The sequence below is a fragment of the Pseudomonas sp. BTN1 genome (assembly GCF_001907715.1).
GTDB lineage: Bacteria > Pseudomonadota > Gammaproteobacteria > Pseudomonadales > Pseudomonadaceae > Aquipseudomonas > Aquipseudomonas paracarnis.
In genome coordinates, this window is sequence record NZ_MPBM01000002.1 from 1 (window position 1) to 21,639 (window position 21,639).

Here is a 21,639-nt window from a genome sequence, read left to right on the forward strand (position 1 = left end):
GTTTAAAAGAGACAGACCCAAACCCCTGGAGAAGAAAGCCCGCTGACGGCGGGCTACGGCAGTACTCAAACGGCACAAAAAGGCAGCGACCTCATCGCCGGCTATGGCAGTACCGGCACGGCAGGTTCCGACAGCTCGTTGATCGCCGGTTACGGCAGCACCCAAACCGCCCAACAAGGCAGCACGCTTACGGCTGGCTACGGCAGTACGGGCACCGCGGGCGCAAAAAGCTCGCTGATCGCGGGCTACGGGAGTACCCAAACCGCAGGCTATAAAAGTGTCCTTACCGCAGGGTATGGCAGCACCCAGACAGCCCAGGAAAACAGCGACCTGATGGCCGGTTATGGCAGCACCGGCACGGCGGGGTATGCCAGCACCCTGATCGCCGGCTACGGCAGTACGCAGACCGCTGGGCATAGCAGCACCCTCACCGCAGGCTATGGAAGTACGCAAACCGCCCAGGAAGGCAGCTCGCTCACCGCCGGTTACGGCAGCACAGGAACCGCCGGCCCCGACAGTTCACTGATCGCCGGTTACGGCAGCACGCAGACAGCCGGGCATGAAAGTACCCTCACGGCAGGCTATGGCAGCACCCAGACTGCCCAGGAAAACAGCTCGCTCACGACCGGCTACGGCAGCACCTCTACGGCGGGCTTCCACAGCTCATTGATCGCGGGCTACGGCAGCACCCAGACCACCGGTTATGAAAGCACGCTGACCTCGGGTTACGGCAGTACCCAAACCGCGGAGTACAACAGTTCCCTTACAACCGGCTACGGCAGCACCCAAACCACAGGCTATAAAAGTACGCTGGTAGCGGGTTATGGCAGTACTCAGACGGCCGGTTATGAAAGCACACTGACGGCGGGTTATGGCAGCACACTCACCGCACTGGACAGCAGTTCGCTCACCGCCGGTTATGGCAGTACCCAGACCACCGGATTTTCCAGCTCGTTGATTGCCGGCTACGGCAGCACGCAGACCGCGGGCTACGAAAGCACGTTGACCGCCGGTTATGGCAGTACTCAAACCGCCGAGCGCGACAGTACCCTCACCGCCGGATACGGCAGCACCGGCACCGCAGGCCAAGACAGTTCGTTGATCGCCGGCTACGGCAGCACGCTCACCAGCGGCATTCGCAGCTTCCTGACGGCCGGTTATGGCAGCACCTTGATCAGCGGGCTGCGCAGCGTGCTCACCGCCGGTTATGGCAGCAGCCTCACCTCCGGCATGCACAGCACCCTCACGGCTGGATACGGCAGCAACCAAGTGGCGAGCCACCGCAGCTCATTGATTGCGGGGCATGGCAGCACGCAAACTGCCGGGCATAAAAGCATGTTGATCGCCGGCAAAAGCAGTTCACAAACCGCCGGCTACCGCAGCACCCTTATTTGCGGTGCCGACAGTACCCAAATGGCCGGTGAACGCAGCAAGCTTATCGCTGGCGCCGACAGCATCCAGACCGCCGGCGATCGCAGCAAACTCCTGGCCGGCAGCAACAGCTACCTTACCGCCGGAGACCGCAGCAAACTCACCGCTGGCAATGACTGCGTGCTGATGGCGGGCGACCGCAGCCGGTTGACGGCCGGTAAAAACAGCATCTTGACTGCGGGGGCCCACAGCCGGCTCGTTGCCAGCCTCGGCTCGACCTTAACGGCGGGAGAGCATTCCACGCTGATATTTCGTTGCTGGGACGGCAAGCGCTACACCAACGTCGTAGCGACGACAGGAAAGGACGGGGTAGAGGCTGACACGCCGTACCAGGTGGATGAAGATCGCAACGTAGTGAACAAAGCCCAAGAGTGATTGGCAGATTGCAGGTGTGTGATAAGTAGTTTTTAACAAACGGCCAGCTCCTTCGCCTCGTGGAATAGATGCCGTGGGTCTGCGCAACGCAGTATCCAGGGTGAGGGAGCTTGCACCTTAGACGCTCCAGCCCGCTATTCCTGGCTGAGCATTCTAGGGGGAGCCAAGTCATGGGGAGGTCCCGGTGCGCATTCCCTATGGGAATGCAGCACATAAAATTAATGCATTTTTCTTACTGCCACGGTTAACGTAATTTGCGTCAAGGCCACGGAGAACCGCCTTGAACTCATCCTCATCCAATCCTGCTGACAAATTCGATACCTCAAGAGCCAACGAGTACGCACGACAAAGCCGTATCGCGTTGGCGGGCTATGACGCGTGCCAGGACCTGGCAGCCTGCATGCTCGCGGCAAGCCTTGGTGATGCCCCTTCGGCCAAGGTACTTGTGGTCGGCGCCGGCGGTACGGCGCAGGAGATCATCGCCATGGCCAGCCTTGAACCGGAATGGCGCTTCATGGCGGTTGATCCCTCCCAGCCGATGCTCGACGCGGCAAGGCAGCAGTTGGAAGCCAACCACTTGCTTGATAGAACCACCCTGCATCTCGGGACGCTTGAAGACCTGGCAGCAGACGCATCATACGACGCCGCCACCTTGATCGGTGTGCTCCACCATCTGGAGGGTGACGACGCCAAGGCCCGAATGCTGCGATCGATTCGGGCGCACCTGAAACCGGGGGCACCGCTGATCGTCGCGGGCAATCACTATGCGTATGCCAGCCAGCCGTTGCTGCTGGCGGCATGGGGCCAACGGTGGCGTCAGCATGGCGCCACCCCGGACGAAGTGAAGGCCAAGCTCGGCAAAATCCTTCAAGGCGCCGACCCGCCACATTCCGAGGCCGCAGTGCAGAAGCTGTTGCACGACGCTGGCTTCGGCGACGCGACCCGTTTCTTCAGCAGCCTGTTCTGGGGGGCTTGGCTGACGTGTAAGGTGCAATAGCGAAGTCAGCAACCCGTGGCACGATTCAGATCGCCCGGAGAGTAGCCAGCCGCCGACGCCAATCGCCGCCATGCCGAAGGTGGCATTCCTCTTCGGAATCGAAACTGACGCAGCGGGCGATGTTCGGGACGTGCACGTCAGCGTCATTCAGCGCGGCGGTAGTCAGCTCGCGCATACGTACGTCCGCCCCGGTCGCGAGGGCGTGAGCCTTGCTCGCGACGCTGTCGAACACCCAGATCACCCGCAGGCTTTGGGGGAAGGCGCGGTAGTCGACGGTGTGGGTCAACCAGTCGAAGCCCGGGATTTCGGCCTTTGCGATCTCGCAGGCGTCGGTCAGGGCTGCGATGAGGCGGCGTTCGATACGGGCGTGGTCGCGTGAGGCCGGGGGCATAAAGGAAGTCCGTGAATCCTGGGAGTGGGTTGGGGCGCTGATCAGAGCATAGCTATCTACACAACTTCGGCACGACGCTAAATCTGTGGCAAGGCAGCTTGCTCCCGTGACGGCCTGACAGCCGGCGCATATCCATCTGACGCTCCGAAATCCAAATGTGGGAGCTGGCTTGTCGGGTCGCCGCATCGCTGCGAAGACGGCCTGCCAGCCGACGCCAATCTACCTGACCCCCCACGATCCAACTGTGGGAGCTGGCTTGCCTGCGATGACGGCCTGCCAGCCCACGCCAATCTACCTGACACTCAGCGATCCAACTGTGGGAGCTGGCTTGCCTGCGATGGCGGCCTGCCAGCCGACGCCAATCTACCTGACACCCCGCAATCAAACTGTGGGAGCGGGCTTGCTCGCGAAGGCGGCCTTATAGGCGACACAGCTGTACCGAGTACATATCCATTCCTGCGGTAACGGCCACTTAGGGTTCCGCCCTGACGGCGGCTCACTTTCGAAAAGCGCGAAAGTAAGCAAAGCGCTCTTGCCCCACCACTCGCAACTCAACCCTGCGTTGGGCCAGCGTGGTTTAACGGGGCGCCTGAGATCAAAAGCAGATCAAGATCAAGATCAACAGCGGCTCGCTTCGCATCGTGGTTACCGTTGAGCGCTACAGAGTTGTGTAGATACCTATGCTGATCAGAGCGGGCGCTATTGAAGCGAAGGACGCAACCGTTGCCACTCATTCCAGCAATCCTCGGCAACGATATCCGGGTAACCCCGTTCTTGTTCCATCGCCAACGCGGTGGAGAAGGTTACCGCAATGCAAGTGGCCTGGTCGCGGATATTGCACACTTCGACTTCGCTGAGAGGTGCGCCTTTTTTCGATTCGGCGGCGGTCAGCACGGCGGCCAGGGCGGGTACGAAAACCAGGCAGAGGGGCTCGGTAGACATCAGCTTTTTCCTGAGTGGGGTGGGGCGCTTATTGTTCAGGGTTGATCAACGATCTCAACGTATGGTCCTCCCAAACGCCAGCGATTTTTAGATAGGCTCGCGCATGTCCCTCCTTCTCAAACCCCAGCGACTCCAGAAGGCGTTCACTCCGCACATTGCGGGGCAAATGATTGGCCATGATCCGGTGAAGACCCAACTGCTCAAAACAGTGTCGGTTAGTGACCTGAAGCGTTTTATTCATCAAGCCGCGACCTTGGGCAGATTCCGCCAACGAAAAGCCGAGATGACAGGCCTGAAAAACGCCCCTCACAATGTTCGTGTAGTTACACCGCGCTAGAACCTCTCCGCTTTCGGCAAGCAAGAGGAAACACAGAGCGTTGTCAGCCTGCATATTGTTGACCTGCTGCTCGACCCTGGCCTTGGCGTTGCCCGTGGTGAAGTATTCCTCGTCCCTGAGCGGCTCCCAGGGTTGCAGATGCTTGCGATTGACGCGTTCGTAACGGCTGATCCGCTCGAAATCGTCACATGCCAATGGCCGAAGGCAGTAGCCCTCAACGCAATACTCCATAAGCCCCTCCAGATTTACCAATGGCCCCATCTCACTGCGTAGCCGCAAAGAATAGCGCCGCTGCGCGTAAAGCGACCCCTTTCATGGCAAACAGGTCTACCATGCCAGCCCCGGCAGTGGTTTCACTCGCTCCCGAACTCCATTTTTCAAGGTAGCGATAATGTCCATCGACCAGATCTCCCTCCCCAAAGGCGTCGGCCCCCACGCCGCCAAGCTGCTTGACGCCATTACTGGCGCCTCCACCCATGAAGAACTCAACCGTGCTGGCGGTAAAGCCGAGGGTTTTGTGCTGGGGCTGGAGGCCACCAAGGCGATCAAAAGCCAAATCGCAGAGTCGCTGTATGTGGCGTATGACGACGCGGCGAGCAATCGGGCTGGTGAACTGAAGGGCTAGTACCAGTCAGCCCATGGTTCCGGAATGAGCGCCAATCGCCGGAATAGGCTGACGAACATAATAATTGTCGAATTCACTGCTTTCGATGAACTGGAAGCCATGGCGGGTATAAAAGCGATTCGAAGCGCTTTCTTTGAGAGCCCCTACTTTGATAGGCAGCGCAGCCGCATCCGCCTCTTTGAAAATCTGAGAGAGAACAGCAGACCCTACCCCTGAACCTTGCGCGCTCGGCCTTACATACAAGTGGTCGAGCAAGAGTTCATTGGGGTGATGTTTGACCACTACGAAACCCACCCTCTCTCCAGACGCCTCGATATAGCGTGTGTCGCGAGCTTCAAAGCCGCCAACAAACCGCTCCCGCGCACGGGCTGGATCAAATCGCCCAACACGCTCCAGGCTTTCGCGCATGGCCTCGATTCGAATGGCTACCAGATTATCCAAGTCGCTTTGTTGGGCTGGGACCAAAATGATGGGGGAATTTTGATTGGGTGCGACGGGCATATTGGGTGCTCTAGCTACCATCCTGGGGGCTCAGTATAGAGAGCCTGATACTGATGAAGCGACCCGCATGGTATGTTCACGGCATACATGGAGTAACGGCCCCCAGGAAGGAAATTGCAATGCCAGTGGACACCCACGCGATCCGCATTCTCTCGCAACGCCTGAGCATCGAGCCCTTCTGCGAGCAGGACGCTGTTGAGTCGTTCTCTTGTATCTCACCGTCTCTGACTCGCTACATGTCCTGGGAACCGCCTGCCTCACTGGAAGAGTACGCGCAAGTTTGGGGGCAGTGGCTGCCTGCGATAGCGGATGGCAGCGACATCGTGTTCACAGTCAGGGAGCGGGTAGGTGCTCGTTTTACCGGCTTGGTCGGGCTGCACCATACCGGCAGTGAAACACCGGAGTTGGGGATCTGGATCCGTGAAGATAAACATGGGTTGGGCTTTGGGTGGGAAGCGGTGCGGGCGGTTGTTCAATGGGCTAGCCAGTGGGTGGCAGCAAAGCACTTCATTTACCCTGTTGCGATGCAGAACCGTGCGAGTCGACGTATTGCTGAAGCTCTGGGGGGAGTCGTCATCGAAAGGCGGACGGCGGAAAAATATGATTCGGTTGTGTATCAGATACCGGGGGGTTAGCTCTGGGCATCGGGTTTGCGATTGCTGGCCTGCACGAACGGCAGAAATCGGCCATTAGCGGACGTTGAACTACGTCCGCTGAACCCCAAACCTGAATATCGGCTTGGCTCAGATTCAAATTCAGATTGAGCAAATCCGCCTCTCACCCAACCGCTCTACCAACCTGATGAGATAACCGTCGGGATCCTGGACGATGAATTCGCGCTGGCCCACTCCAAGATGGGTTAGATGCACCAACTATAGTTCGGTGCCACGAGGGGATCGTGGCGAGCATCATGATGCAAGGGCGGGAATTATAGTGACGCGTTGATGGCTGCTATTGGTCGAAGAGATTCTTGCACGCAGCTCACCTTTAGGCCGGTGGGCATCGATCAGACACGCTCGGGTGAGCTGCGATCGAAGCGCGTCAGGTCATAAAACATTTTTGGGGTGAACCTGCCAGCGGTTCGAATACGCATATACTGTGCGTATTGCGAATGGTAGCAGTTTGATATTGCCGGCTAAAGGTTGTGTAACTTCGATGAACAAGACTGATCTGCTTGAGTATTTGAAAGAGACCAGTTCGGAAATGACCCGAGCCAATATAGATGAAGCTGTTCTGCTGCATTTCGATTTGGTCATGGAAAGCTATCGAGAAAAGCCTTCGTTTTATAAAAATTTGTTGAAATATGACCGATTCATGGTTGCCCTGTCTTTATTGAGCTTCAGCTACAAAGACGAGAAAGTTCCTTTATCCAGAGTAAAGGCATTCTGCTACGAACGTGGCTATATGTCTCGAAATAGCCTGGATTCTTATTGTTCATTTTTGTCCCTTGCCGGATATCTGGATGTTCGGTTACATGTGCAGGACGGGCGTCAACGTAGTTTCCGACCTACGGAAAAAGCGCTAAGCAATACCGTGCAGCTAATCAAATCTTATTTGCTGCCTTCGCAGATGATCTCTCCATACGACAGTGGGTTATCGGTTGTGGGGAAGAATGTTGATCTATTGCGCGTATTTTTTCGAGGGTTTGCCAAGATACTTGAAGGGGACTTCCTGCTCGACAAGCTGTTGCCTGAAGCGAAATGGATTCTCAATCGGGACGGCGGTCATCTGCCGATGCTCGCACTCTATGCCGATGCCCTGCGCACCGGCTCGTTAGAGACCGGCTACAACGTATCCTCTTACGTGGAGCTTTCATCGCGTCTGGGCGTGTCCAAAACACACATGCAGCGCATGATCAAAGAAGGCCAGTTACAGGGCTATTTCAAATGCGACAAACGTTTGGTGGGGTTGAGTCCGGCCTTTCTCGAATTGATGCGGCGGGCCATGTCAATCTACTTTGCAATTGCCCGTGTCAGCATGGAGTTGGGAGTTGATGAGAGCGAAGTAGGAAACGAGCCTGGCGGTATTCGCTGTGTGTGAGCGTTAGCGCGAGTTCGCTTGTTATTTTGGGGAGCGATTTCATCACTAAGCAATGTCCTTTTTGTTGTAATTTTTATGCCGGAGTTCAGCGTGTTTAATCGCCAGTTGAAGAATGCTCTTTTTACCTGCCAAGAGCAATTGTGCCTGGCGCTCGGGACAGTCGCCGACGTCGAAGCGGTGTTTCTTTCAGTTCGTGTCGATGGAGCTGGCCGGATTATCTCGGCCAACCAGCGGTTTGCGCAAACGCTGGGATACTCGCTGGAACAGCTTTCAAAAATGGTAATGAGTAACATCAACGCGCAACCGCAGAATGATTTTGCACCCAACCTGTGCGCCATCGAACGGCAACGCTATCGTGCCTCCGACGGCCGTGCTGTGACACTCAATATAGGCTGGATCGCTGCAGCGAACCGGACGTTTCAAGGCTACGGCATGGTTGCACCTGCGCTGGCGCGGGACGAACAGGAGATTATCGAAATGTTCAGCGCACTGAACCGCTCGATGGCGATGATCCAGTTCAGTCTCGCGGGTGAGGTCGTCCACGCCAACGAATCGTTCGTCCAGGCGATGGGTTACAGCCTTGCGGAGATACAGGGCAAGCATCACCGTCTGTTCTGCCTGGCGGAGGACGTGGCGTCGGCGCATTACGACGAATTCTGGAGGAGTCTGAACAAGGGCGTGTTTAACGCTGGTCGCTTTCGCCGGGTAGATAAAAGCGGAAAAGTGGTTTGGCTGGAGGCCACTTACAATCCCATCAGAGACGCTTCCGGTCGGGTTTATAAAATTGCCAAATTCGCCAGCGTAGTGACCGAGCAAGTTGAAAAAGCCGACGGAATCAAACAAGCAGCGACCATGGCTTACGACGTGTCGCTAGATACCGATGTGAAAGCTAACCGAGGGATGGAACTGGTCGCCGACTCCGTGCTCGGCACACAGAATATTTCCCAACAGATGGCCTTGGTGACCGACAGCATGACCGCGCTTGAATCGCAGTCGCAGTTGATCGCTTCCATCGTCGACACGATCGGCGCCATTGCCACCCAGACCAATCTCTTGGCGCTTAACGCCGCTATCGAAGCTGCACGCGCTGGAGTGCATGGACGAGGATTCGCTGTCGTGGCGGATGAAGTGCGCAAGCTCGCCGGCCGTACCAGTGCGGCCACCCAGGAGATTAACGGTGTGGTCAGGCAAAATCGAGAATTGGCCGGCGAAGCCGCGTTGCATGTCCAGTGCAGCAGAGACCAAGCCAACGTTTTATTGGAACTGTCCGAACAGGCAGGTATGGCGATGGCAGCTATCCAGTCAGGCGCAAAGCAAGTAGTGAAAGCCATTGGTAGAGTCACCAGCGATCTGCATTGAACGCTTTATCTGCGTCGCGGTAACGCCTCCTCCTTTGGTGAAAGCAATATGGAAGTTTTTGCGTACGGTTTTTCCGATTGATAACAGGAATTTGGATGCCAAAGCACACTTAATTCATTGATTAGGTATTGCCCAGACGTTGACATCACATTCAGGCCGTTTCGGAAAAGGAGTTTAGGGATGCCGGCGACTTTCAAAATCATACCAAGAATGCGTACACTGCTATCACCAGCGGTAACCAAGATTGAAATGGCGGGAATTGTTTCCTGGCTTTGTGTGGTGCTGATTGAGCCTGCGACAACGTTAAATCTGTTAAATATGTTGGTTACAGCATCGTTGTTGGTTATTTGGTGCGTTCATCGCGTAGTTGCTGATTTTCGCATATGGAGAATGCTCGGCGGCGTGTATATATTGATTTTGTCACTCGGCTTTGCGCATGTGATTGACACCAATGTGCAGCTGCGCGTCTTTACGCTGCCCCTAGCTGTGATCATCGTGGTAAGCAGTGCTATCTTATTCGTCACGGTTCAGGACTATCTTCTCTCTACATTGCTGGTCTGGATACTGATGTGGCCCAATTTGGACGTTGGCTTTTACCGGGAACTGGAAGTTTATCTGGTCATTTTTTGCGTTGCTTCCATGTCCATAGGGTTTACTCTCAGCTTTACCTATCTAAGAAACATGCGCTCAGTGTTGTTGGTCGAAAGTGAATTCAGGACATTGGCGGAGACAGATTTTCTCACCTCCTTACTTAATCGACGGGCCTTTATGGGGTTCTTCCAAAATGCATTGGCAGAAGGCCGCAGCGGCTACTTTATAATGTTAGACATTGACGAATTTAAATTAAAAAACGATCAGTACGGTCACGATGTCGGTGACAAGATTTTGTGTGCCATGGCCGCGTGCCTGAAATCCACCCCTGGCAGCCACAGTGTCGGGCGGATTGGAGGTGAGGAATTCGGTGTCTTGTTGTTGGGCGAAGATGATGCGGTTGCTCATGAGTACGCATTGCGCCTGCTGGGCAACATCCGTTGCAGTGTATTGCCTCCGCATCAGTTCACTTGCAGCGCGGGCGTCGCGCAGTTCCGAGCGACATCGGACATGTCCGCAGTGCTCAAATGCGCCGACAGCAATATGTATAAAGCGAAGCATGATGGTAAGGATCGGGTGTTTCAGGATGGAAGGCAGGTCAAACCGCTACGTCCTGTAACTACGTAATTAAGGTTTGACTGGAGGACGTCTGTGAAAATCGTTTTCGAAGAAATCGAATCTCCCCCTTGCTGCTTGCTTACTCTGGGCACCTTCACTTTAATGTTCCAGAACCGCTCAGAGGCTGAAAGCTTTCTCAAGCTCCTGATGGGGGCGCAGACATCGTTTAGCCCCAATCGCTGAACGTCTGCTTCTGGCCGATTGCTGCCCTTCGTGGAGGGCAGGTTAGCGTCGGATGCTCTCCTTTGCCACGTAGCATTCGATCACCGCCCAACTCAGTTTGTGACGGTGATCGTCGCAATCGTTATTCCTTCTCCAGCTCTGCAATACCTCTCACCGGATAGATCACTTCATGGGTGTCCAGATTTCGAATCTCGGATTCGATAGTAATGGTCGAGACCTGACGCCCCGGGGGCCCATTGATGTCGTCGCGGGTGGTGAAGTCCACGACATATCGCTGGCCTGCGCGGAATTCCACATCGCGAGCACCGAAGCCGCACTTGGCGCCACCGGTACCCAAGGCATTCATCGATACCCAACACCAGCTCAAGGAGTGTTTGCCTGGGGTCAAGCGCAGTGCCTGCTTGCCGGAAACGTCAAGGATTGAGCGCCGCCCGGAACCCTCTAGTAGTTGGTCGTCCACATGCGTGGCCAGCAGCAATCGATGGAATTTTACTCCCAATCCGCGAAAACGGGTGGTGGCGAAATACACCACTGGCGCATTGGCCGCGTTATTGGACAGGTCATATGGCGTCATCAACTCCGGTGCCCAATCGCCTTGGTAATCCTTGTAGTGGTAGTTGGAACAAGCGGTTGTGAGACCGGCAATCAGCAGAACAGCTGGGAGTTTGAGATACGACAGAAATGACGACGAGCGCGTTATTCTTCCTTGTTTAACGAGTTGGTTAGGATACCGCATCGCGAAGCCAGCTAGTACTTGAGCGGATTAGGAAACTCATCGCCCATCAGTTTCGAGCCAGCGAAAGTACAAGCGCACTTTTAAAGCAGTCGTCGCTCTCGTCATCGCAGAGGGCTTTGTGCTGAGGCTGAATCCACCAAAGCCATCAAGCGCCAAATCGTCGAGTCGTTGTATGTGGCTTACAACGACGCGACGAGATCATCGATCTAATGAATTGAAGAGCTGATCATCAGCCAGGGCAGGGCGCTTCGCGGTCCAGGAGTCTGGCGGTGAGGAGTACGCCCAGTTCGCTCAGTTGGTGTATGGCGAGGGCGATGTCGCGGTGTTTGCCGTTGAGGTCTTCGGACAGGTCGAGCAGCAGGGTGCTGACGCTGGTGAAGGTTTCGTAGCTGTTGGTGATGAGGGTTTCGTTGCTGGTGTTGGGGGCGACGGTGAAGAGCGTTGTTGAATCTGCTTTTGGCATGAGTAGACATCCTGAGTGATGCCACCACCTTTCCGCTACTAAACAGTGGGTGGCAGCTGTACGCAGGTTAGTAGACCGGTGGATATCTAAAGCCGGCGCGCCCGAAGACGCCCTACGCACAGCCACCATCAAGCACAGACGCACTGTCTGATTGATGAAACTCATGCACTAATAGATACCCACGCTCAGGCTACTAAACCCGAATCACTGAACAATTCAGCGACCGAGCCACCTTAGAGACGGCCACCTCAGCGCACAAGCCGGCGGATTCTGACGCAGGCGTAGGCAATGGAGCAAGGTGCGGCAGGGGAATCGGATTTTGCCTTCAGGCGCTGCGTGATCGTTTGGGTTTTTCGCGAGCAAGCTCGCTCCTACAGGAGTGGGTCAAGCGTGGGTTGTTATCAAGGTGCGGGTAGCTGGACAATAGAGGCCGACGAGCCAGCAATGAAGCACCAGATGTGCGAACGTTTGGTTCGCTCGGCTGGGCTCCACGAACTGCAAGATTACTGATCGGAAAAAAACCAATGCTAGGGAAAGTCAGCAGTAAATATCTCGTCTGGGGCGCGGTCGCGCTCTGCGTGTCTCTTCTGTCCGGGTGCGCTACGTCACGCTACGACGGCAAGCACGCACCGGACCCAAGTAAGGCGATCATCGTGGGTTCGGTTGGTGAGAGCTTTCCGATGATGCAGCCCCATGGGCTGGTGGTTGAGATCAAGCAACAGGGAGCCCCCAGCACCGTATTACGGCTGACGACGCTGGGCAATGAAGATGATCAGCCATCACCCTCTGTGCTGGGTCATTACTTCATGTATGAAGTGCCACCGGGTGAGTATGAGTACACGCAGTGGCATTACGTGTATTACGCGGGCAAGTCGATGGCGCGCCCTGTGCCTGCGGCTTTCTCGGTGAAGGCCGGGGAAACCCTTTATATCGGCGATCTGCGCGTCGATGCCCTGCGCTTTTGCCTGTCAAACGTGAACAATGCCGAGGACACGGTGCAGGCGCTCAAGCGCAAGTACCCGATGCTCAAGGACCGGAACATCGTGAATCTGACGCCGAAGAGTGGTTTTGCGCCTTGGCCGAGTTCTGATGCCACTGACTTCGGTAAAGGGTTGTGCACGATTTGAAGTCGGTACCGGTGACAGTCATCAAACCCGCCGCCCATTGATCCACGTTCAAGGAATTCATGCATGAAGCGCTCTACGCTACTCTGGGTCGGCCTGTTCGCAGCCCTGGCCTCACTGACCGGTTGCATCAGCGGTCCGGACCTCAAAGGCCAACCGTTCTTCACGTCACCGGCGGAACCTCGTGCGGATGAGGCCACGGTTTACTTTTATCGCACGGCGGCGAGCATCGGTGGCGGGGTCGCCCCGACTATTCAGGTCGATGGCCGCACCGTCGGCAGCTTGCCTTCCGGTAGTTTTTTCAAGGCCGGCATTCCCGCCGGCAAGCACAGCGTTGCCTCCACCTCGCCACCGATCATCAGCGGTATGGTTAACCAGCGTTTCGATATCACCGTTGAGAATGGCAAGGTGTATTACATCGCCGATCAACTCAGCACCTCTGACTACAAGGATGGGCAGACCTTGGGTGAAGTCGACGGCCGTCGTTTCAGCGGAACAATGTTTTACTCGCGCTACGCGCTTGTGCCTGCCGAGGAAGCGCTGCGTTCTATCAAGTGGTGCCAGGAGCTGCCGGCAACCGCACGGTAACCCCCCGCCCCACTTCATCAACATCCAACTCGCCGAGTCGTTTTACGTGGATTAGGAAGACGCGGCGAGTGGCCGAGCTATTGAGTGAAGGGATAATCATCAGCCAGGGCAGGGCGCTTGGCGGGCAAGCTTGCTCCTACAGGAGTGCCATATTCAGGTGTTATGGTTGGCGCTGACGATGGAGGACTGAACATGACATTGACTGTCGACACCTTGCTCGAATTGGCCATGGCCAATCCTATCAACGCGCAAATCACCGCGCGCCTGCCGGAGCTTGGTGTCCAGCAGTGCATGCTCACGGCGGGCTGTTTGTTCCAGGCGGTGTGGAACCATCAGGCGAATCTGCCGGCGGCTCAGGGCGTGAAGGACTATGACGTTTTTTACTTTGACGAGGACCTGTCCTACGAGGCGGAAGACGCGGTAATTCGTGCGGCGCAGGTGCTATTCCAAGACCTGGGGGTGAATGTGGAGGTCAGGAATCAGGCGCGGGTGCACCTTTGGTATGGGCAGCGGTTTGGCCGGCCTTACCCGCAGTTGCATTCGGCCCGGCAAGGGGTTGACCGTTACCTGGTGGCGGGTACGTGCATTGCGCTGGATATTGCCTCGGGCGAGGTGTATGCGCCTTATGGCTTGGAGGATGTGGAGCAGGGTGTCTTGCGCATCAACCCTTTGCATCCGGAGCCGGCGCTGTTTTTGCACAAGGCCAGGAGTTATCAGGCGCGTTGGCCGTGGCTCAAGATTGTCGAGCCGGGCTGAGCCCCCGCTCACAAATCCAGTAACCCCCCGAGTACGCCGCAACCTAACACCACCAACCATGGCGGCAGCTTCCACACCATCAGCGCGATCAGTGCGAGCAACGCCAGTGCGGCGTCATACCCATTGAAAATCGCACTGGTCCACACCGGCTGGTACAGCGCCGCCAACAACAGGCCAACCACCGCCGCGTTCACCCCGGCGAGCGCCGCCTGGGTACGCGGGCTTTTGCGCAGGTCGGCCCAGAAGGGCAAGGCGCCGAAGATCAGCAGGAACGACGGGGCGAAGATCGCCAGCAGCGCGATCACCCCGCCAAGCCAACCGCTCGGGGCGTGGGTCATGGAGGCGCCGAGGAAGGCGGCGAAGGTGAATAGTGGGCCGGGCACAGCTTGAGTGGCGCCGTAGCCGGCGAGGAATACATCGTTGCTGACCCATTGGCTGGGCACCACTTCGGCTTGCAGCAATGGCAACACCACGTGGCCGCCGCCGAATACCAGCGCGCCGGTGCGGTAGAAGGCGTCCACCAGCGCCAGCGTGGGGTTGAGCGCCCATGCGGCGAGGAGTGGCAAGGCCACCAGCAACAGCAAAAACAGCATCAACCACAGGGCTCCGGTGCGGCGGCTGATGGCGATGGGCAGGGCGTCGGGCTCGGCACTGCTCTCGGGCTTGAACAACAACAGGCCAGCCACGCCTGCAGCCACCATGACCCCGACCTGAGCCCAGGCGGAGGGTTGCAGCACCACCACGCAGGCGGCGATCAACATCAACGCCACCCGTAAAACGCCTCGGCACAGGTTGCGTGCCATGCCCCACACGGCCTGGGCCACCACCGCCACGGCGACAACCTTGAGGCCGTGCAGCGCGCCATGGGGGAGGGCGCCGCCGTAGTGGGCCAGCCCCAGGGCAAACAGAATCAGGGCGATGGCCGACGGCAAGGTGAACCCGGCCCAGGCTGCCGCCGCGCCCCGGTAACCTGCTTGGGACAGGCCCAACGCGATACCGACCTGGCTGCTGGCCGGGCCTGGGAGGAACTGGCACAGGGCGACCAGTTCGGCATAGCTGCGCTCGCTGAGCCAGCGGCGGCGGGTGACGAACTCTTGGCGAAAATAGCCCAGGTGTGCAATCGGCCCGCCGAAAGAGGTGAGGCCCAGGCGCAGGAAGATCAGGAACACTGACCAGGGGCGGCTGCGGTGATCGGTAAGCTGGGGCAAGGGGATGTCTCGGGCAACGGTGCTGGATTTCGCCGACCATAACCAATTTTCATGACGCGTAGAAGCGCGGGTATTTTGCCGCCCCCATTGAATTTATCCGCGGTTGCTTGAGTCACTTAAAAGCAGTGTACTGTTTTCCATCCACTGGACCTCAAGGACCGACCATGACCTTTTTCATCTTCCTGCTTGCCTGCGCCGCCGCCGCCAGCACTGGCGTGATCTTCAAACCCGGCGCCTGGTACGAATCCCTGGTCAAGCCCAGTTTCACCCCACCCAATTGGCTGTTCCCAGTGGCCTGGACGATCATCTACCTGCTGCTGGCCTGGGCCGGTTACCGCTTGACCCTGATCCCCGGCAGCGAAATGGTGTTGGCCCTGTGGGCGGCGCAAATTGCGTTGAACACCCTGTGGACGCCGGTGTTCTTTGGTGCCCATCGGTTGTTCGCCGGGATGGTGATAATCGTGCTCTTGTGGCTCACCGTGGCAGCGATGGTGGTGCTGGCCGTGCGCCTGGATTTGATCACCGGGCTGATCCTGTTCCCGTATCTGGCGTGGCTGTGCGTGGCCGCGGCGTTGAACTTCTCGATCCTGCGCAATAACCGCTGATGGCCTACCAGCATTGGCCTGCCAGCGAGCCCGAACTGGCCCAGATGCGCCGCTTCAATCAGAGACTGGCGTGGATGCCGCGCTTTAAAGTACGCAACCGCGTGACGCCGCGTCTGATCCAGGCACTGCTACGCGCTAGCCAGACGTTCAAGAAGGCGCCCGTGGTTGAGCTGAAAAGGCTGGGCACGGTGCCCGTGCGCATCTTGCGCCCCAATGGCAGGCCCAAAGGCGTAGTGCTGGACATCCATGGCGGTGGCTGGGTGATCGGCAATGCGCAAATGGATGACGACCTGAACCTCGGCATGGTGAATGCGTGCGACGTGGCGGTGGTGTCGGTGGATTATCGGCTGGCGGTGGATACGCCAATTGAAGGGCTGCTGGAAGACTGCCTGACGGCTGCGCGCTGGCTCCTGGCGGACTGCCCGGAGTTTGCCGGCCTGCCGGTGTTTTTTGTCGGTGAATCGGCCGGCGGGCACTTGGCGGCGGCCACTTTGTTGGCGCTCAAGCAATGGCCCGAGTTGCTCCAGCGGGTAAGCGGCGCGGTGTTGTATTACGGCGTCTACGATTTGACCGGCACGCCCAGTGTGCGCACGGCCGGGCCGGGCACCTTGTTGCTGGACGGTCCTGGCATGGTCCAGGCGCTGCGCCTGCTGACGCCGGGGATCAGCGATGAGGCGCGCCGGCAGCCGCCTTTGTCGCCCTTGTATGGGGACTTTGAAGGGCTGCCGCCCGCGTTGATGTTTGTGGGTGAACTGGACCCGCTCAAGGATGACACCCTGCTGATTGCCGAGCGATGGCCAACGGTGGAGGCTCATTTGCTGCCAGAAGCGGCACACGGGTTTATTCACTTTCCGGTGGCGATGGCCGATCGCGTGTTGGCTTACGCTCGCCAGTGGATAACGAGCCGCATCCTTGGCGATGAGCGTTAGTATCGAGGCGGTGCAGGCCGCTGACATTCCCCAGGTGCTGAGCTTCGCTTTGCTGGCGCGGGATGAACTGTTTCCCACGCTCAGTGCCACCGGTGTCCCCCACGATCTGGCGCAGTTTGAAGCGATCTACCTTGAGGGTGGCGGGCGGTTTTTGATTGCTCGTGCCGAAGGCCGGATCGTTGCCTCGGTGGCTTATCGGCCCTATGACGGCCGCTTCCCGCAGTTGAACTACCAGGGGCGCAACACGGTGGAAGTCGTGCGCCTGTATGTGCTCCCGGCAGCGCGACGCTTGGGCCTGGCGGGCCGGTTATACCGCTCGCTGGAGGCGCTGGCGCGGGCCGATGGCGTGGAGATGATGTACTTGCATACCCATCCGTTTCTGCCCGGTGCGATTGATTTCTGGCGCAGGCAGGGGTTTGAGGTGGTGGATGTCGAGGCCGACCCGATATGGCAAACCACCCACATGCATCGGCCTCTGTAGGTGAAGTGTGGGAGGGGGCTTGCCCCCGCTAGCGGTGGGCCAATCACCGATGTATTTGCTGACACTCCCTCATCGGGGGCAAGCCCCCTCCCACATTTGGACCGCAGTTGGCCGTCAGACCGTCACCAGAGCAAGCTGCCCCAACCTACGGATTCAGTTGGAGCGCAGGCGCAGGATTTGCGCGCCGTCGAACGGGTCCGTCAGGTAATGCCCCTGCACGCCGAAGGTCTCTTGCAAGCGCTGTGGCGTCAGCACTTGCAGCGGCGCGCCCAGCGCCACCAGTTGCCCGCGATCCAGCACGGCCAGGCGATCACAGGTCAACGCCTGGTTCAAATCATGCAGCGCAATCAAGGTGGTCACTGGCAAGCCTTGCACGCCTTTGAGGATCGCCAGTTGATGTTGGATATCCAGGTGATTGGTCGGCTCATCCAGCAATAAAATCTGCGGGCGTTGCGCCAGGGCGCGGGCGATGTGCACGCGCTGGCGCTCGCCACCGGAGAGGCTGCGCCAGGCGCGTTGGCTCAGGTGGGTGGCGTCTACGTCATGCAGGGCCTGGTGCACGATGGCGTCGTCCTCGCGTGACCACGGGCTCAACGCCGACAGCCATGGCGTGCGGCCCAGGGCCACGGCATCGAACACACGGATGGCGTCGTCGGTGTCGGCCTGTTGCTCCACCACCGCCAGCTGTTGCGCGATGGTGCGGCGCGACAACTCACCGAGCCGCTTGCCACCCAGGCGAACCTCACCGCTGGCCGGCACACGCAAACCAGCCAGCAATTTGAGCAGGGTGGATTTGCCTGAACCATTGGGCCCGACGATACCCAGGGTCTCACCCAACTGCACGTCCAGGTCGATGTCACGCAGCAACTGCGCGTCACGCACTTTGAAGCCCAGGCTGCGGCAACTGAGCACGCTCATCGCGCATTCCTCCGGCCAATCAGGATCAGCGCAAACACCGGCGCGCCTACCAATGCGGTCACCACCCCCACCGGAATCACCTGGCCCTTGATCAAGGTGCGCGACAGCACGTCTGCAGCGATCAGAAACAGCGCGCCCCCCAAGGCGCTGGCCGGCAGCAAGCGCGAATGCCCGGTGCCAAGCAACAGGCGCACCGCATGGGGAATCACCAAGCCGACAAACCCGATGGAGCCAACGATGGACACCATCACCGCCGTCACCAGCGCGGCGCAGGCCACCAGCACAAATTGCACGCGGCGCACCGGGATGCCGAGGGAGGCCGCCGAGTCGCTGCCGAAGGTGAACGCATCCAGTGCACGCCGGTGCCACAGGCACACCGCGAGCCCCACGACCGCCACCGGCACCGCCAACCACACCGACGGCCAGCGTACGCCGCTGAGGTTGCCCAGCAGCCAGAACATAATGCCGCGGGCTTGTTCGGAGCTGGCCGACTTGGTGATCAGGAAGGCCGTCAGGGCATTGAACAACTGTGAACCGGCGATGCCCGCGAGGATGATCTGCCCGGTACCGCTGGACGATCCGCTGGCCCGCGCCAGCAGCGTCACCAGCGCAAAGGCCGCCATCGCCCCCACAAACGCGCCCGCCGACAACGACACCAGGCCACCGCCCACGCCGATCAAGGCCACGAGCACCGCGCCGGTTGACGCGCCGGCGCTGATGCCCAGCAGGTACGGGTCGGCCAGCGGGTTACGCAGCAGCGATTGCAGGATCACCCCGCACGTTGCCAACCCTGCGCCGCAAGCTGCGGCCACTAGGGCACGGGTGAGGCGGTAGTTCCACACCACGCCTTCGTCGATGGGGTCCAGTACATAGCCGGCGGCCCAGAGTTTATTGGCGAGCACCTGCAGCACTACCTGCGGTTCGATGGCGGTTTCACCGATGGCGACGCCAGCGAGCAGGGCGAGCAGCAGCAACGCCAGGGCGAGTAGGGTGCGCATCATTGGCCCAGGTGGTAGCCGTCAATGGCGGCCGCCAGTTGTTCAAGGCCCTCGAAGGTGCGCAGGCTCGCCTGCAAGGCCAGAGCGTCGAGGATGATGATGCGGTTGTTCTTCACCGCGTCCATGTTGCGGGTCACGGGGTCGCTGCGCAGGAAGGCGAGTTTCTTTTCATGGTCGTCGGCCGGGTAGCGACGGCGATCCATGCGTGCGATCACCAGGAAGGTGGGATTGGCCTTGGCGATGGTTTCCCAGCCGACGGCGGGCCACTCCTCATCGGACTGCACCACGTTACGCAGGCCAAGGGCTTGCAGCATGAATTGCGGCACGCCTTTGTGGCCGGCTACGTAAGGGTCGCTGGCCATTTCGGCGCTGGAGAACCACACCAGTGCACTGGCTTGCTGCAAGCCCTTGCCTTGGGCCGTGGCGACGGATTTGGCCAGGCGCGCCTTGAGTTCGTCGGTTAGTTGTTGGCCGCGATCCTGCACGTCGAAAATCTGCGCCAGTTGCTGGAGGCTCTGGTAGATCGTCTCGATGCGAAAGGGCTCCAATCGCGTGCCATCGGCGCCCACCAGGTTGTCCTTGCCTTCGCAGTCGGACGGCAACAGGTAGGTGGGGATCTTCAGTTCATGAAACTGCTCACGGGTGCCGACCACGCCTTGGGGGCCCACCACCCATTCCAGCTCGGCGGCCACCAGTTGCGGGCGCTTGGCGAGTACGGCTTCAAAGCTGGGCTCGTTGTTGGCCAGGCGCTCGATGTGATCGTCCTGGGCCTTGTACTGCGCCGCCACGTTGTTGAACCACAGCGAAGTGCCGACCACCTTGTCGCCCACACCCAGGGCGTAGAGCATCTCGGTGGCGGCCTGGCCGATGGTCACGCTGCGGGCGGGGGCGTGCTGGAAGGTCAGGGTGCTGCCGCAGTTTTGCAGGGTCAGCGGGTACTGAGTGGGCGCGGCTTGCGCCAGGGCACACACACTCAAACCTGCGATCAGGGCGGTAACGCGTGGCAGCATGAGGCGATCTCCTTGTGAACCGTAGGTGCAGCAGGGGAGGTACGGCTCGGAAATACGCCCATGGGCGCTGCTGATGCGCAGGGCCAGGATGTCCTTCCCGGACACCCCGCCGGTTAGTGAATTAGCTGGGCCGGCAGGTCTCCTGACTGATGCGTCGTCGCCATGCCCCGCCTTCCCGGACGTGGTCCAGTGGCATTCAAGGGCAGGCTCGGCATCTACAGTTGCGGGGGCAGTTTCGGTTCACGCCGCGTGCGGCGTTTCGAATTCCCTGTTAGTCCCATACGGGAACCGGCGGCCGTATGGTAAGCGATCATCCCTGTAGGAGCGAGCTTGCTCGCGAAGGTCGTCAACGATAACGCTGGGCACCTGATGCCCCGCGGCGCTTTCCTGGTCTTCGCGAGCAAGCTCGCTGCTACAAAAGAAGCGTCAGAGCCGAATATCCTGGGGGCCGCGGATCAGCGCTTCGATCCGGGTGCCTGTGGCGCGCTCTTCGTTGCTGAAGCCGTCGTAGTCGGCCAGGTTGGCGAAGCGGATGCCGGTCAATTGTTCGATCGCAATCACACTGCGCTGGTAGGTTCGCAGCGGGCCGAATACCAGGTCGAGTTGGCCCAGCTCGCGGCTTTGGTCGATCATGTAGGCGCTGGCGGACGGCTTGCCCTCGTCGCTGAGGTAGGCCACCACTTTCCAGAACGCCTTGGGGATTTTCACGCCACGGTAAAGTCGGTCGTCATCGGCGAACACTGGTCCGGTAAATACCGTGGCCCGGGCTTTCCAGCGCTGGGTGTTGTCGAGGATGTAGTCTTCGAGTTCCAGCCACGTCTTCTGGTTGAAGCCGCTCATCTGTGGCGAGCAGTTGGTGAAGTGAAAGGTGTCGAAGTTGGCGGTGGTCGCCTCGTCGCCCCAATTGGGATCCTGGCGCCGTACCAGGTGGCCGCGGTCCAGGCCATTGCCGGCATAGAGCTCTTCACCTACCTGCGCCTCCAGGGGTAGGCGACCATCGTAGGCCCAGGTGTCGTTGCTGCGGGTGATGTCTACATGCTTGGCGCCGTCGATATTCACCCCCACGTACAGCGCCAGTCGTCGAGAGCGCGACAGGGTGATGGAGAAATGCGTGTAGTCCAGACGCTTGGGTTGCACGTCGCCTGCCAGTGGCTGGTCAACCGTGGGCCATGGCACCACGAAGTCGCTGAGGAAGTCGTCGGCATAGCCCGCGCGGTTTTTGAGGTCCTTGGCTGCTGTGACACGCGGCGTCGCGGCTCTGGCTTCCAGCAGGCTGGGGCTGGCTGCGACCAATGGGCGCAGGTCGGCGAGCCTTGGGCGATGGGAAAGGTCGATGTTAGCTGTGCGGGCAGGCATGGGCATGTTCCTTATGGGCCTCGGATAAACACCACTGAAACACAAACTCATGACAATTTGGCCCAGGTGGCGAACTC

At 59.0% G+C, this 21,639-nt stretch carries 22 protein-coding genes, 4 pseudogenes and 1 riboswitch; of the genes and pseudogenes, 14 read left to right on the forward strand and 12 right to left on the reverse strand.

The window, feature by feature from the left end; genetic code table 11:
* Positions 1 to 15: 15 nt before the first annotated feature.
* Together BMH52_RS00495 and BMH52_RS00500 are read left to right on the forward strand one after the other, a co-directional pair.
* Positions 16 to 1,806: pseudogene (locus BMH52_RS00495) on the forward strand (Ice nucleation protein); the annotation flags it as partial.
* A gap of 280 nt (positions 1,807 to 2,086) precedes the next feature.
* Positions 2,087 to 2,803: a class I SAM-dependent methyltransferase gene (locus BMH52_RS00500; protein WP_032904106.1), complete on the forward strand. Its 717-nt coding sequence runs from the start codon at positions 2,087 to 2,089 to the stop codon at positions 2,801 to 2,803.
* Between the two features lie 25 nt (positions 2,804 to 2,828).
* Here BMH52_RS00500 and BMH52_RS00505 read toward each other — a convergent pair whose 3' ends face one another.
* The 3 genes from BMH52_RS00505 to BMH52_RS00515 form a co-directional block, all read right to left on the reverse strand.
* Entirely contained in the window at positions 2,829 to 3,194 is a 366-nt protein-coding gene (locus tag BMH52_RS00505) for a hypothetical protein (RefSeq protein WP_072433763.1), read from the reverse strand.
* A 699-nt stretch (positions 3,195 to 3,893) separates the two neighbouring features.
* Positions 3,894 to 4,136 (reverse strand): hypothetical protein, encoded by a 243-nt coding sequence (locus tag BMH52_RS00510; RefSeq protein WP_057700787.1) that lies wholly within the window; start codon positions 4,134 to 4,136, stop codon positions 3,894 to 3,896.
* 28 nt (positions 4,137 to 4,164) lie between these two features.
* The gene (locus tag BMH52_RS00515; protein WP_072433765.1) at positions 4,165 to 4,704 is read right to left on the reverse strand and encodes a GNAT family N-acetyltransferase; all 540 of its coding nucleotides are present in this window, start codon (positions 4,702 to 4,704) and stop codon (positions 4,165 to 4,167) included.
* A gap of 160 nt (positions 4,705 to 4,864) precedes the next feature.
* On the opposite strand from BMH52_RS00515, the gene BMH52_RS00520 reads away from it, so the two are divergent.
* The gene (locus BMH52_RS00520; protein WP_003192651.1) at positions 4,865 to 5,098 is read left to right on the forward strand and encodes a hypothetical protein; all 234 of its coding nucleotides are present in this window, start codon (positions 4,865 to 4,867) and stop codon (positions 5,096 to 5,098) included.
* A gap of 6 nt (positions 5,099 to 5,104) precedes the next feature.
* Here the strand turns inward: BMH52_RS00520 and BMH52_RS00525 are convergent, their stop codons facing one another.
* Positions 5,105 to 5,599, reverse strand: coding sequence for a GNAT family N-acetyltransferase (locus BMH52_RS00525; RefSeq protein ID WP_073842523.1), 495 nt, complete (start codon positions 5,597 to 5,599; stop codon positions 5,105 to 5,107).
* 119 nt (positions 5,600 to 5,718) lie between these two features.
* Between BMH52_RS00525 and BMH52_RS00530 the strand changes: the two genes are divergently transcribed.
* Positions 5,719 to 6,234, forward strand: a complete 516-nt coding sequence (locus tag BMH52_RS00530; protein WP_073842525.1) for a GNAT family N-acetyltransferase — start codon at positions 5,719 to 5,721, stop codon at positions 6,232 to 6,234.
* A gap of 120 nt (positions 6,235 to 6,354) precedes the next feature.
* On the opposite strand, the pseudogene BMH52_RS29440 reads toward BMH52_RS00530, so the two are convergent.
* Positions 6,355 to 6,447, reverse strand: a pseudogene (locus tag BMH52_RS29440) (VOC family protein); the annotation flags it as partial.
* A 307-nt stretch (positions 6,448 to 6,754) separates the two neighbouring features.
* On the opposite strand from BMH52_RS29440, the gene BMH52_RS00540 reads away from it, so the two are divergent.
* The 4 genes and pseudogenes from BMH52_RS00540 to BMH52_RS00550 all read left to right on the forward strand — a co-directional run bounded on the left by BMH52_RS00540 (position 6,755) and on the right by BMH52_RS00550 (position 10,216).
* Positions 6,755 to 7,639, forward strand: a complete 885-nt coding sequence (locus tag BMH52_RS00540) for a hypothetical protein (RefSeq protein ID WP_073842527.1) — start codon at positions 6,755 to 6,757, stop codon at positions 7,637 to 7,639.
* Positions 7,640 to 7,714: 75 nt separating this feature from the next.
* A pseudogene (locus tag BMH52_RS29870) lies at positions 7,715 to 8,446 on the forward strand (PAS domain-containing protein); the annotation flags it as partial.
* A 186-nt stretch (positions 8,447 to 8,632) separates the two neighbouring features.
* Positions 8,633 to 8,998, forward strand: a pseudogene (locus tag BMH52_RS29875) (methyl-accepting chemotaxis protein); the annotation flags it as partial.
* Positions 8,999 to 9,178: 180 nt separating this feature from the next.
* Positions 9,179 to 10,216, forward strand: a complete 1,038-nt coding sequence (locus BMH52_RS00550) for a GGDEF domain-containing protein (RefSeq protein WP_073842529.1) — start codon at positions 9,179 to 9,181, stop codon at positions 10,214 to 10,216.
* A 295-nt stretch (positions 10,217 to 10,511) separates the two neighbouring features.
* Here the strand turns inward: BMH52_RS00550 and BMH52_RS00555 are convergent, their stop codons facing one another.
* Both BMH52_RS00555 and BMH52_RS00560 read right to left on the reverse strand, forming a co-directional pair.
* Entirely contained in the window at positions 10,512 to 10,964 is a 453-nt protein-coding gene (locus BMH52_RS00555) for a hypothetical protein (RefSeq protein ID WP_232964678.1), read from the reverse strand.
* A gap of 391 nt (positions 10,965 to 11,355) precedes the next feature.
* Positions 11,356 to 11,589: a DUF6124 family protein gene (locus BMH52_RS00560; protein ID WP_072433770.1), complete on the reverse strand. Its 234-nt coding sequence runs from the start codon at positions 11,587 to 11,589 to the stop codon at positions 11,356 to 11,358.
* A gap of 524 nt (positions 11,590 to 12,113) precedes the next feature.
* Here BMH52_RS00560 and BMH52_RS00570 point away from each other — a divergent pair.
* From BMH52_RS00570 to BMH52_RS00580, 3 genes are all read left to right on the forward strand, one after another.
* Positions 12,114 to 12,716, forward strand: a complete 603-nt coding sequence (locus BMH52_RS00570; RefSeq protein WP_073842535.1) for a hypothetical protein — start codon at positions 12,114 to 12,116, stop codon at positions 12,714 to 12,716.
* 63 nt (positions 12,717 to 12,779) lie between these two features.
* Positions 12,780 to 13,301 carry a DUF2846 domain-containing protein gene (locus BMH52_RS00575; protein WP_058410026.1) on the forward strand — a complete coding sequence of 174 codons (522 nt, stop codon included), beginning with the start codon at positions 12,780 to 12,782 and terminating at the stop codon, positions 13,299 to 13,301.
* 192 nt (positions 13,302 to 13,493) lie between these two features.
* Entirely contained in the window at positions 13,494 to 14,057 is a 564-nt protein-coding gene (locus BMH52_RS00580) for a nucleotidyltransferase family protein (protein ID WP_073454115.1), read from the forward strand.
* Positions 14,058 to 14,065: 8 nt separating this feature from the next.
* Here the strand turns inward: BMH52_RS00580 and chrA are convergent, their stop codons facing one another.
* On the reverse strand, positions 14,066 to 15,265 hold the full coding sequence (chrA, locus tag BMH52_RS00585) for a chromate efflux transporter (protein ID WP_073842537.1): 1,200 nt from the start codon (positions 15,263 to 15,265) through the stop codon (positions 14,066 to 14,068).
* Between the two features lie 164 nt (positions 15,266 to 15,429).
* Between chrA and BMH52_RS00590 the strand changes: the two genes are divergently transcribed.
* Genes BMH52_RS00590 through BMH52_RS00600 form a run of 3 tightly spaced genes read left to right on the forward strand, consistent with a single transcriptional unit; the run spans position 15,430 to position 17,280 of the window.
* A complete protein-coding gene (locus BMH52_RS00590; RefSeq protein WP_003192600.1) occupies positions 15,430 to 15,870 on the forward strand; it encodes a TspO/MBR family protein in 441 nt (146 codons plus the stop codon).
* On the forward strand, positions 15,870 to 16,799 hold the full coding sequence (locus tag BMH52_RS00595) for an alpha/beta hydrolase fold domain-containing protein (protein ID WP_073842539.1): 930 nt from the start codon (positions 15,870 to 15,872) through the stop codon (positions 16,797 to 16,799). Before BMH52_RS00590 ends, BMH52_RS00595 begins: the two co-directional genes overlap by 1 nt.
* Complete coding sequence (locus BMH52_RS00600; RefSeq protein WP_073842541.1) at positions 16,789 to 17,280, forward strand: GNAT family N-acetyltransferase; 492 nt, start codon at positions 16,789 to 16,791, stop codon at positions 17,278 to 17,280. Before BMH52_RS00595 ends, BMH52_RS00600 begins: the two co-directional genes overlap by 11 nt.
* 153 nt (positions 17,281 to 17,433) lie before the next feature.
* On the opposite strand, the gene BMH52_RS00605 is transcribed toward BMH52_RS00600, so the two are convergent.
* The 4 genes from BMH52_RS00605 to BMH52_RS00620 form a co-directional block, all read right to left on the reverse strand.
* Positions 17,434 to 18,198: an ABC transporter ATP-binding protein gene (locus BMH52_RS00605; RefSeq protein ID WP_073842543.1), complete on the reverse strand. Its 765-nt coding sequence runs from the start codon at positions 18,196 to 18,198 to the stop codon at positions 17,434 to 17,436.
* Positions 18,195 to 19,199 carry an iron ABC transporter permease gene (locus BMH52_RS00610; protein WP_003192595.1) on the reverse strand — a complete coding sequence of 335 codons (1,005 nt, stop codon included), beginning with the start codon at positions 19,197 to 19,199 and terminating at the stop codon, positions 18,195 to 18,197. Before BMH52_RS00610 ends, BMH52_RS00605 begins: the two co-directional genes overlap by 4 nt.
* Complete coding sequence (locus BMH52_RS00615) at positions 19,196 to 20,206, reverse strand: ABC transporter substrate-binding protein (RefSeq protein ID WP_038450897.1); 1,011 nt, start codon at positions 20,204 to 20,206, stop codon at positions 19,196 to 19,198. The genes BMH52_RS00610 and BMH52_RS00615 overlap by 4 nt, the downstream gene beginning before the upstream one ends.
* Positions 20,207 to 20,320: 114 nt before the next feature.
* A riboswitch (cobalamin riboswitch) is annotated at positions 20,321 to 20,514 on the reverse strand.
* A gap of 118 nt (positions 20,515 to 20,632) precedes the next feature.
* Entirely contained in the window at positions 20,633 to 21,562 is a 930-nt protein-coding gene (locus BMH52_RS00620) for a DNA/RNA non-specific endonuclease (RefSeq protein WP_073842545.1), read from the reverse strand.
* Between the last annotated feature and the right edge of the window lie 77 nt (positions 21,563 to 21,639).

Coding starts and splice junctions, on each gene's coding strand:
- BMH52_RS00550 (WP_073842529.1), top strand. CDS start 9,179: ATGCCGGCGACTTTCAAAATCATACCAAGAATGCGTACACTGCTATCA.
- BMH52_RS00560 (WP_072433770.1), bottom strand. CDS start 11,589: ATGCCAAAAGCAGATTCAACAACGCTCTTCACCGTCGCCCCCAACACC.
- BMH52_RS00570 (WP_073842535.1), top strand. CDS start 12,114: ATGCTAGGGAAAGTCAGCAGTAAATATCTCGTCTGGGGCGCGGTCGCG.
- BMH52_RS00505 (WP_072433763.1), bottom strand. CDS start 3,194: ATGCCCCCGGCCTCACGCGACCACGCCCGTATCGAACGCCGCCTCATC.
- BMH52_RS00520 (WP_003192651.1), top strand. CDS start 4,865: ATGTCCATCGACCAGATCTCCCTCCCCAAAGGCGTCGGCCCCCACGCC.
- BMH52_RS00595 (WP_073842539.1), top strand. CDS start 15,870: ATGGCCTACCAGCATTGGCCTGCCAGCGAGCCCGAACTGGCCCAGATG.
- BMH52_RS00575 (WP_058410026.1), top strand. CDS start 12,780: ATGAAGCGCTCTACGCTACTCTGGGTCGGCCTGTTCGCAGCCCTGGCC.
- BMH52_RS00620 (WP_073842545.1), bottom strand. CDS start 21,562: ATGCCTGCCCGCACAGCTAACATCGACCTTTCCCATCGCCCAAGGCTC.
- BMH52_RS00510 (WP_057700787.1), bottom strand. CDS start 4,136: ATGTCTACCGAGCCCCTCTGCCTGGTTTTCGTACCCGCCCTGGCCGCC.
- BMH52_RS00600 (WP_073842541.1), top strand. CDS start 16,789: ATGAGCGTTAGTATCGAGGCGGTGCAGGCCGCTGACATTCCCCAGGTG.
- BMH52_RS00605 (WP_073842543.1), bottom strand. CDS start 18,198: ATGAGCGTGCTCAGTTGCCGCAGCCTGGGCTTCAAAGTGCGTGACGCG.
- BMH52_RS00555 (WP_232964678.1), bottom strand. CDS start 10,964: ATGACGCCATATGACCTGTCCAATAACGCGGCCAATGCGCCAGTGGTG.
- BMH52_RS00610 (WP_003192595.1), bottom strand. CDS start 19,199: ATGATGCGCACCCTACTCGCCCTGGCGTTGCTGCTGCTCGCCCTGCTC.
- BMH52_RS00515 (WP_072433765.1), bottom strand. CDS start 4,704: ATGGAGTATTGCGTTGAGGGCTACTGCCTTCGGCCATTGGCATGTGAC.
- BMH52_RS00525 (WP_073842523.1), bottom strand. CDS start 5,599: ATGCCCGTCGCACCCAATCAAAATTCCCCCATCATTTTGGTCCCAGCC.
- BMH52_RS00615 (WP_038450897.1), bottom strand. CDS start 20,206: ATGCTGCCACGCGTTACCGCCCTGATCGCAGGTTTGAGTGTGTGTGCC.
- BMH52_RS00540 (WP_073842527.1), top strand. CDS start 6,755: ATGAACAAGACTGATCTGCTTGAGTATTTGAAAGAGACCAGTTCGGAA.
- BMH52_RS00590 (WP_003192600.1), top strand. CDS start 15,430: ATGACCTTTTTCATCTTCCTGCTTGCCTGCGCCGCCGCCGCCAGCACT.
- BMH52_RS00580 (WP_073454115.1), top strand. CDS start 13,494: ATGACATTGACTGTCGACACCTTGCTCGAATTGGCCATGGCCAATCCT.
- BMH52_RS00530 (WP_073842525.1), top strand. CDS start 5,719: ATGCCAGTGGACACCCACGCGATCCGCATTCTCTCGCAACGCCTGAGC.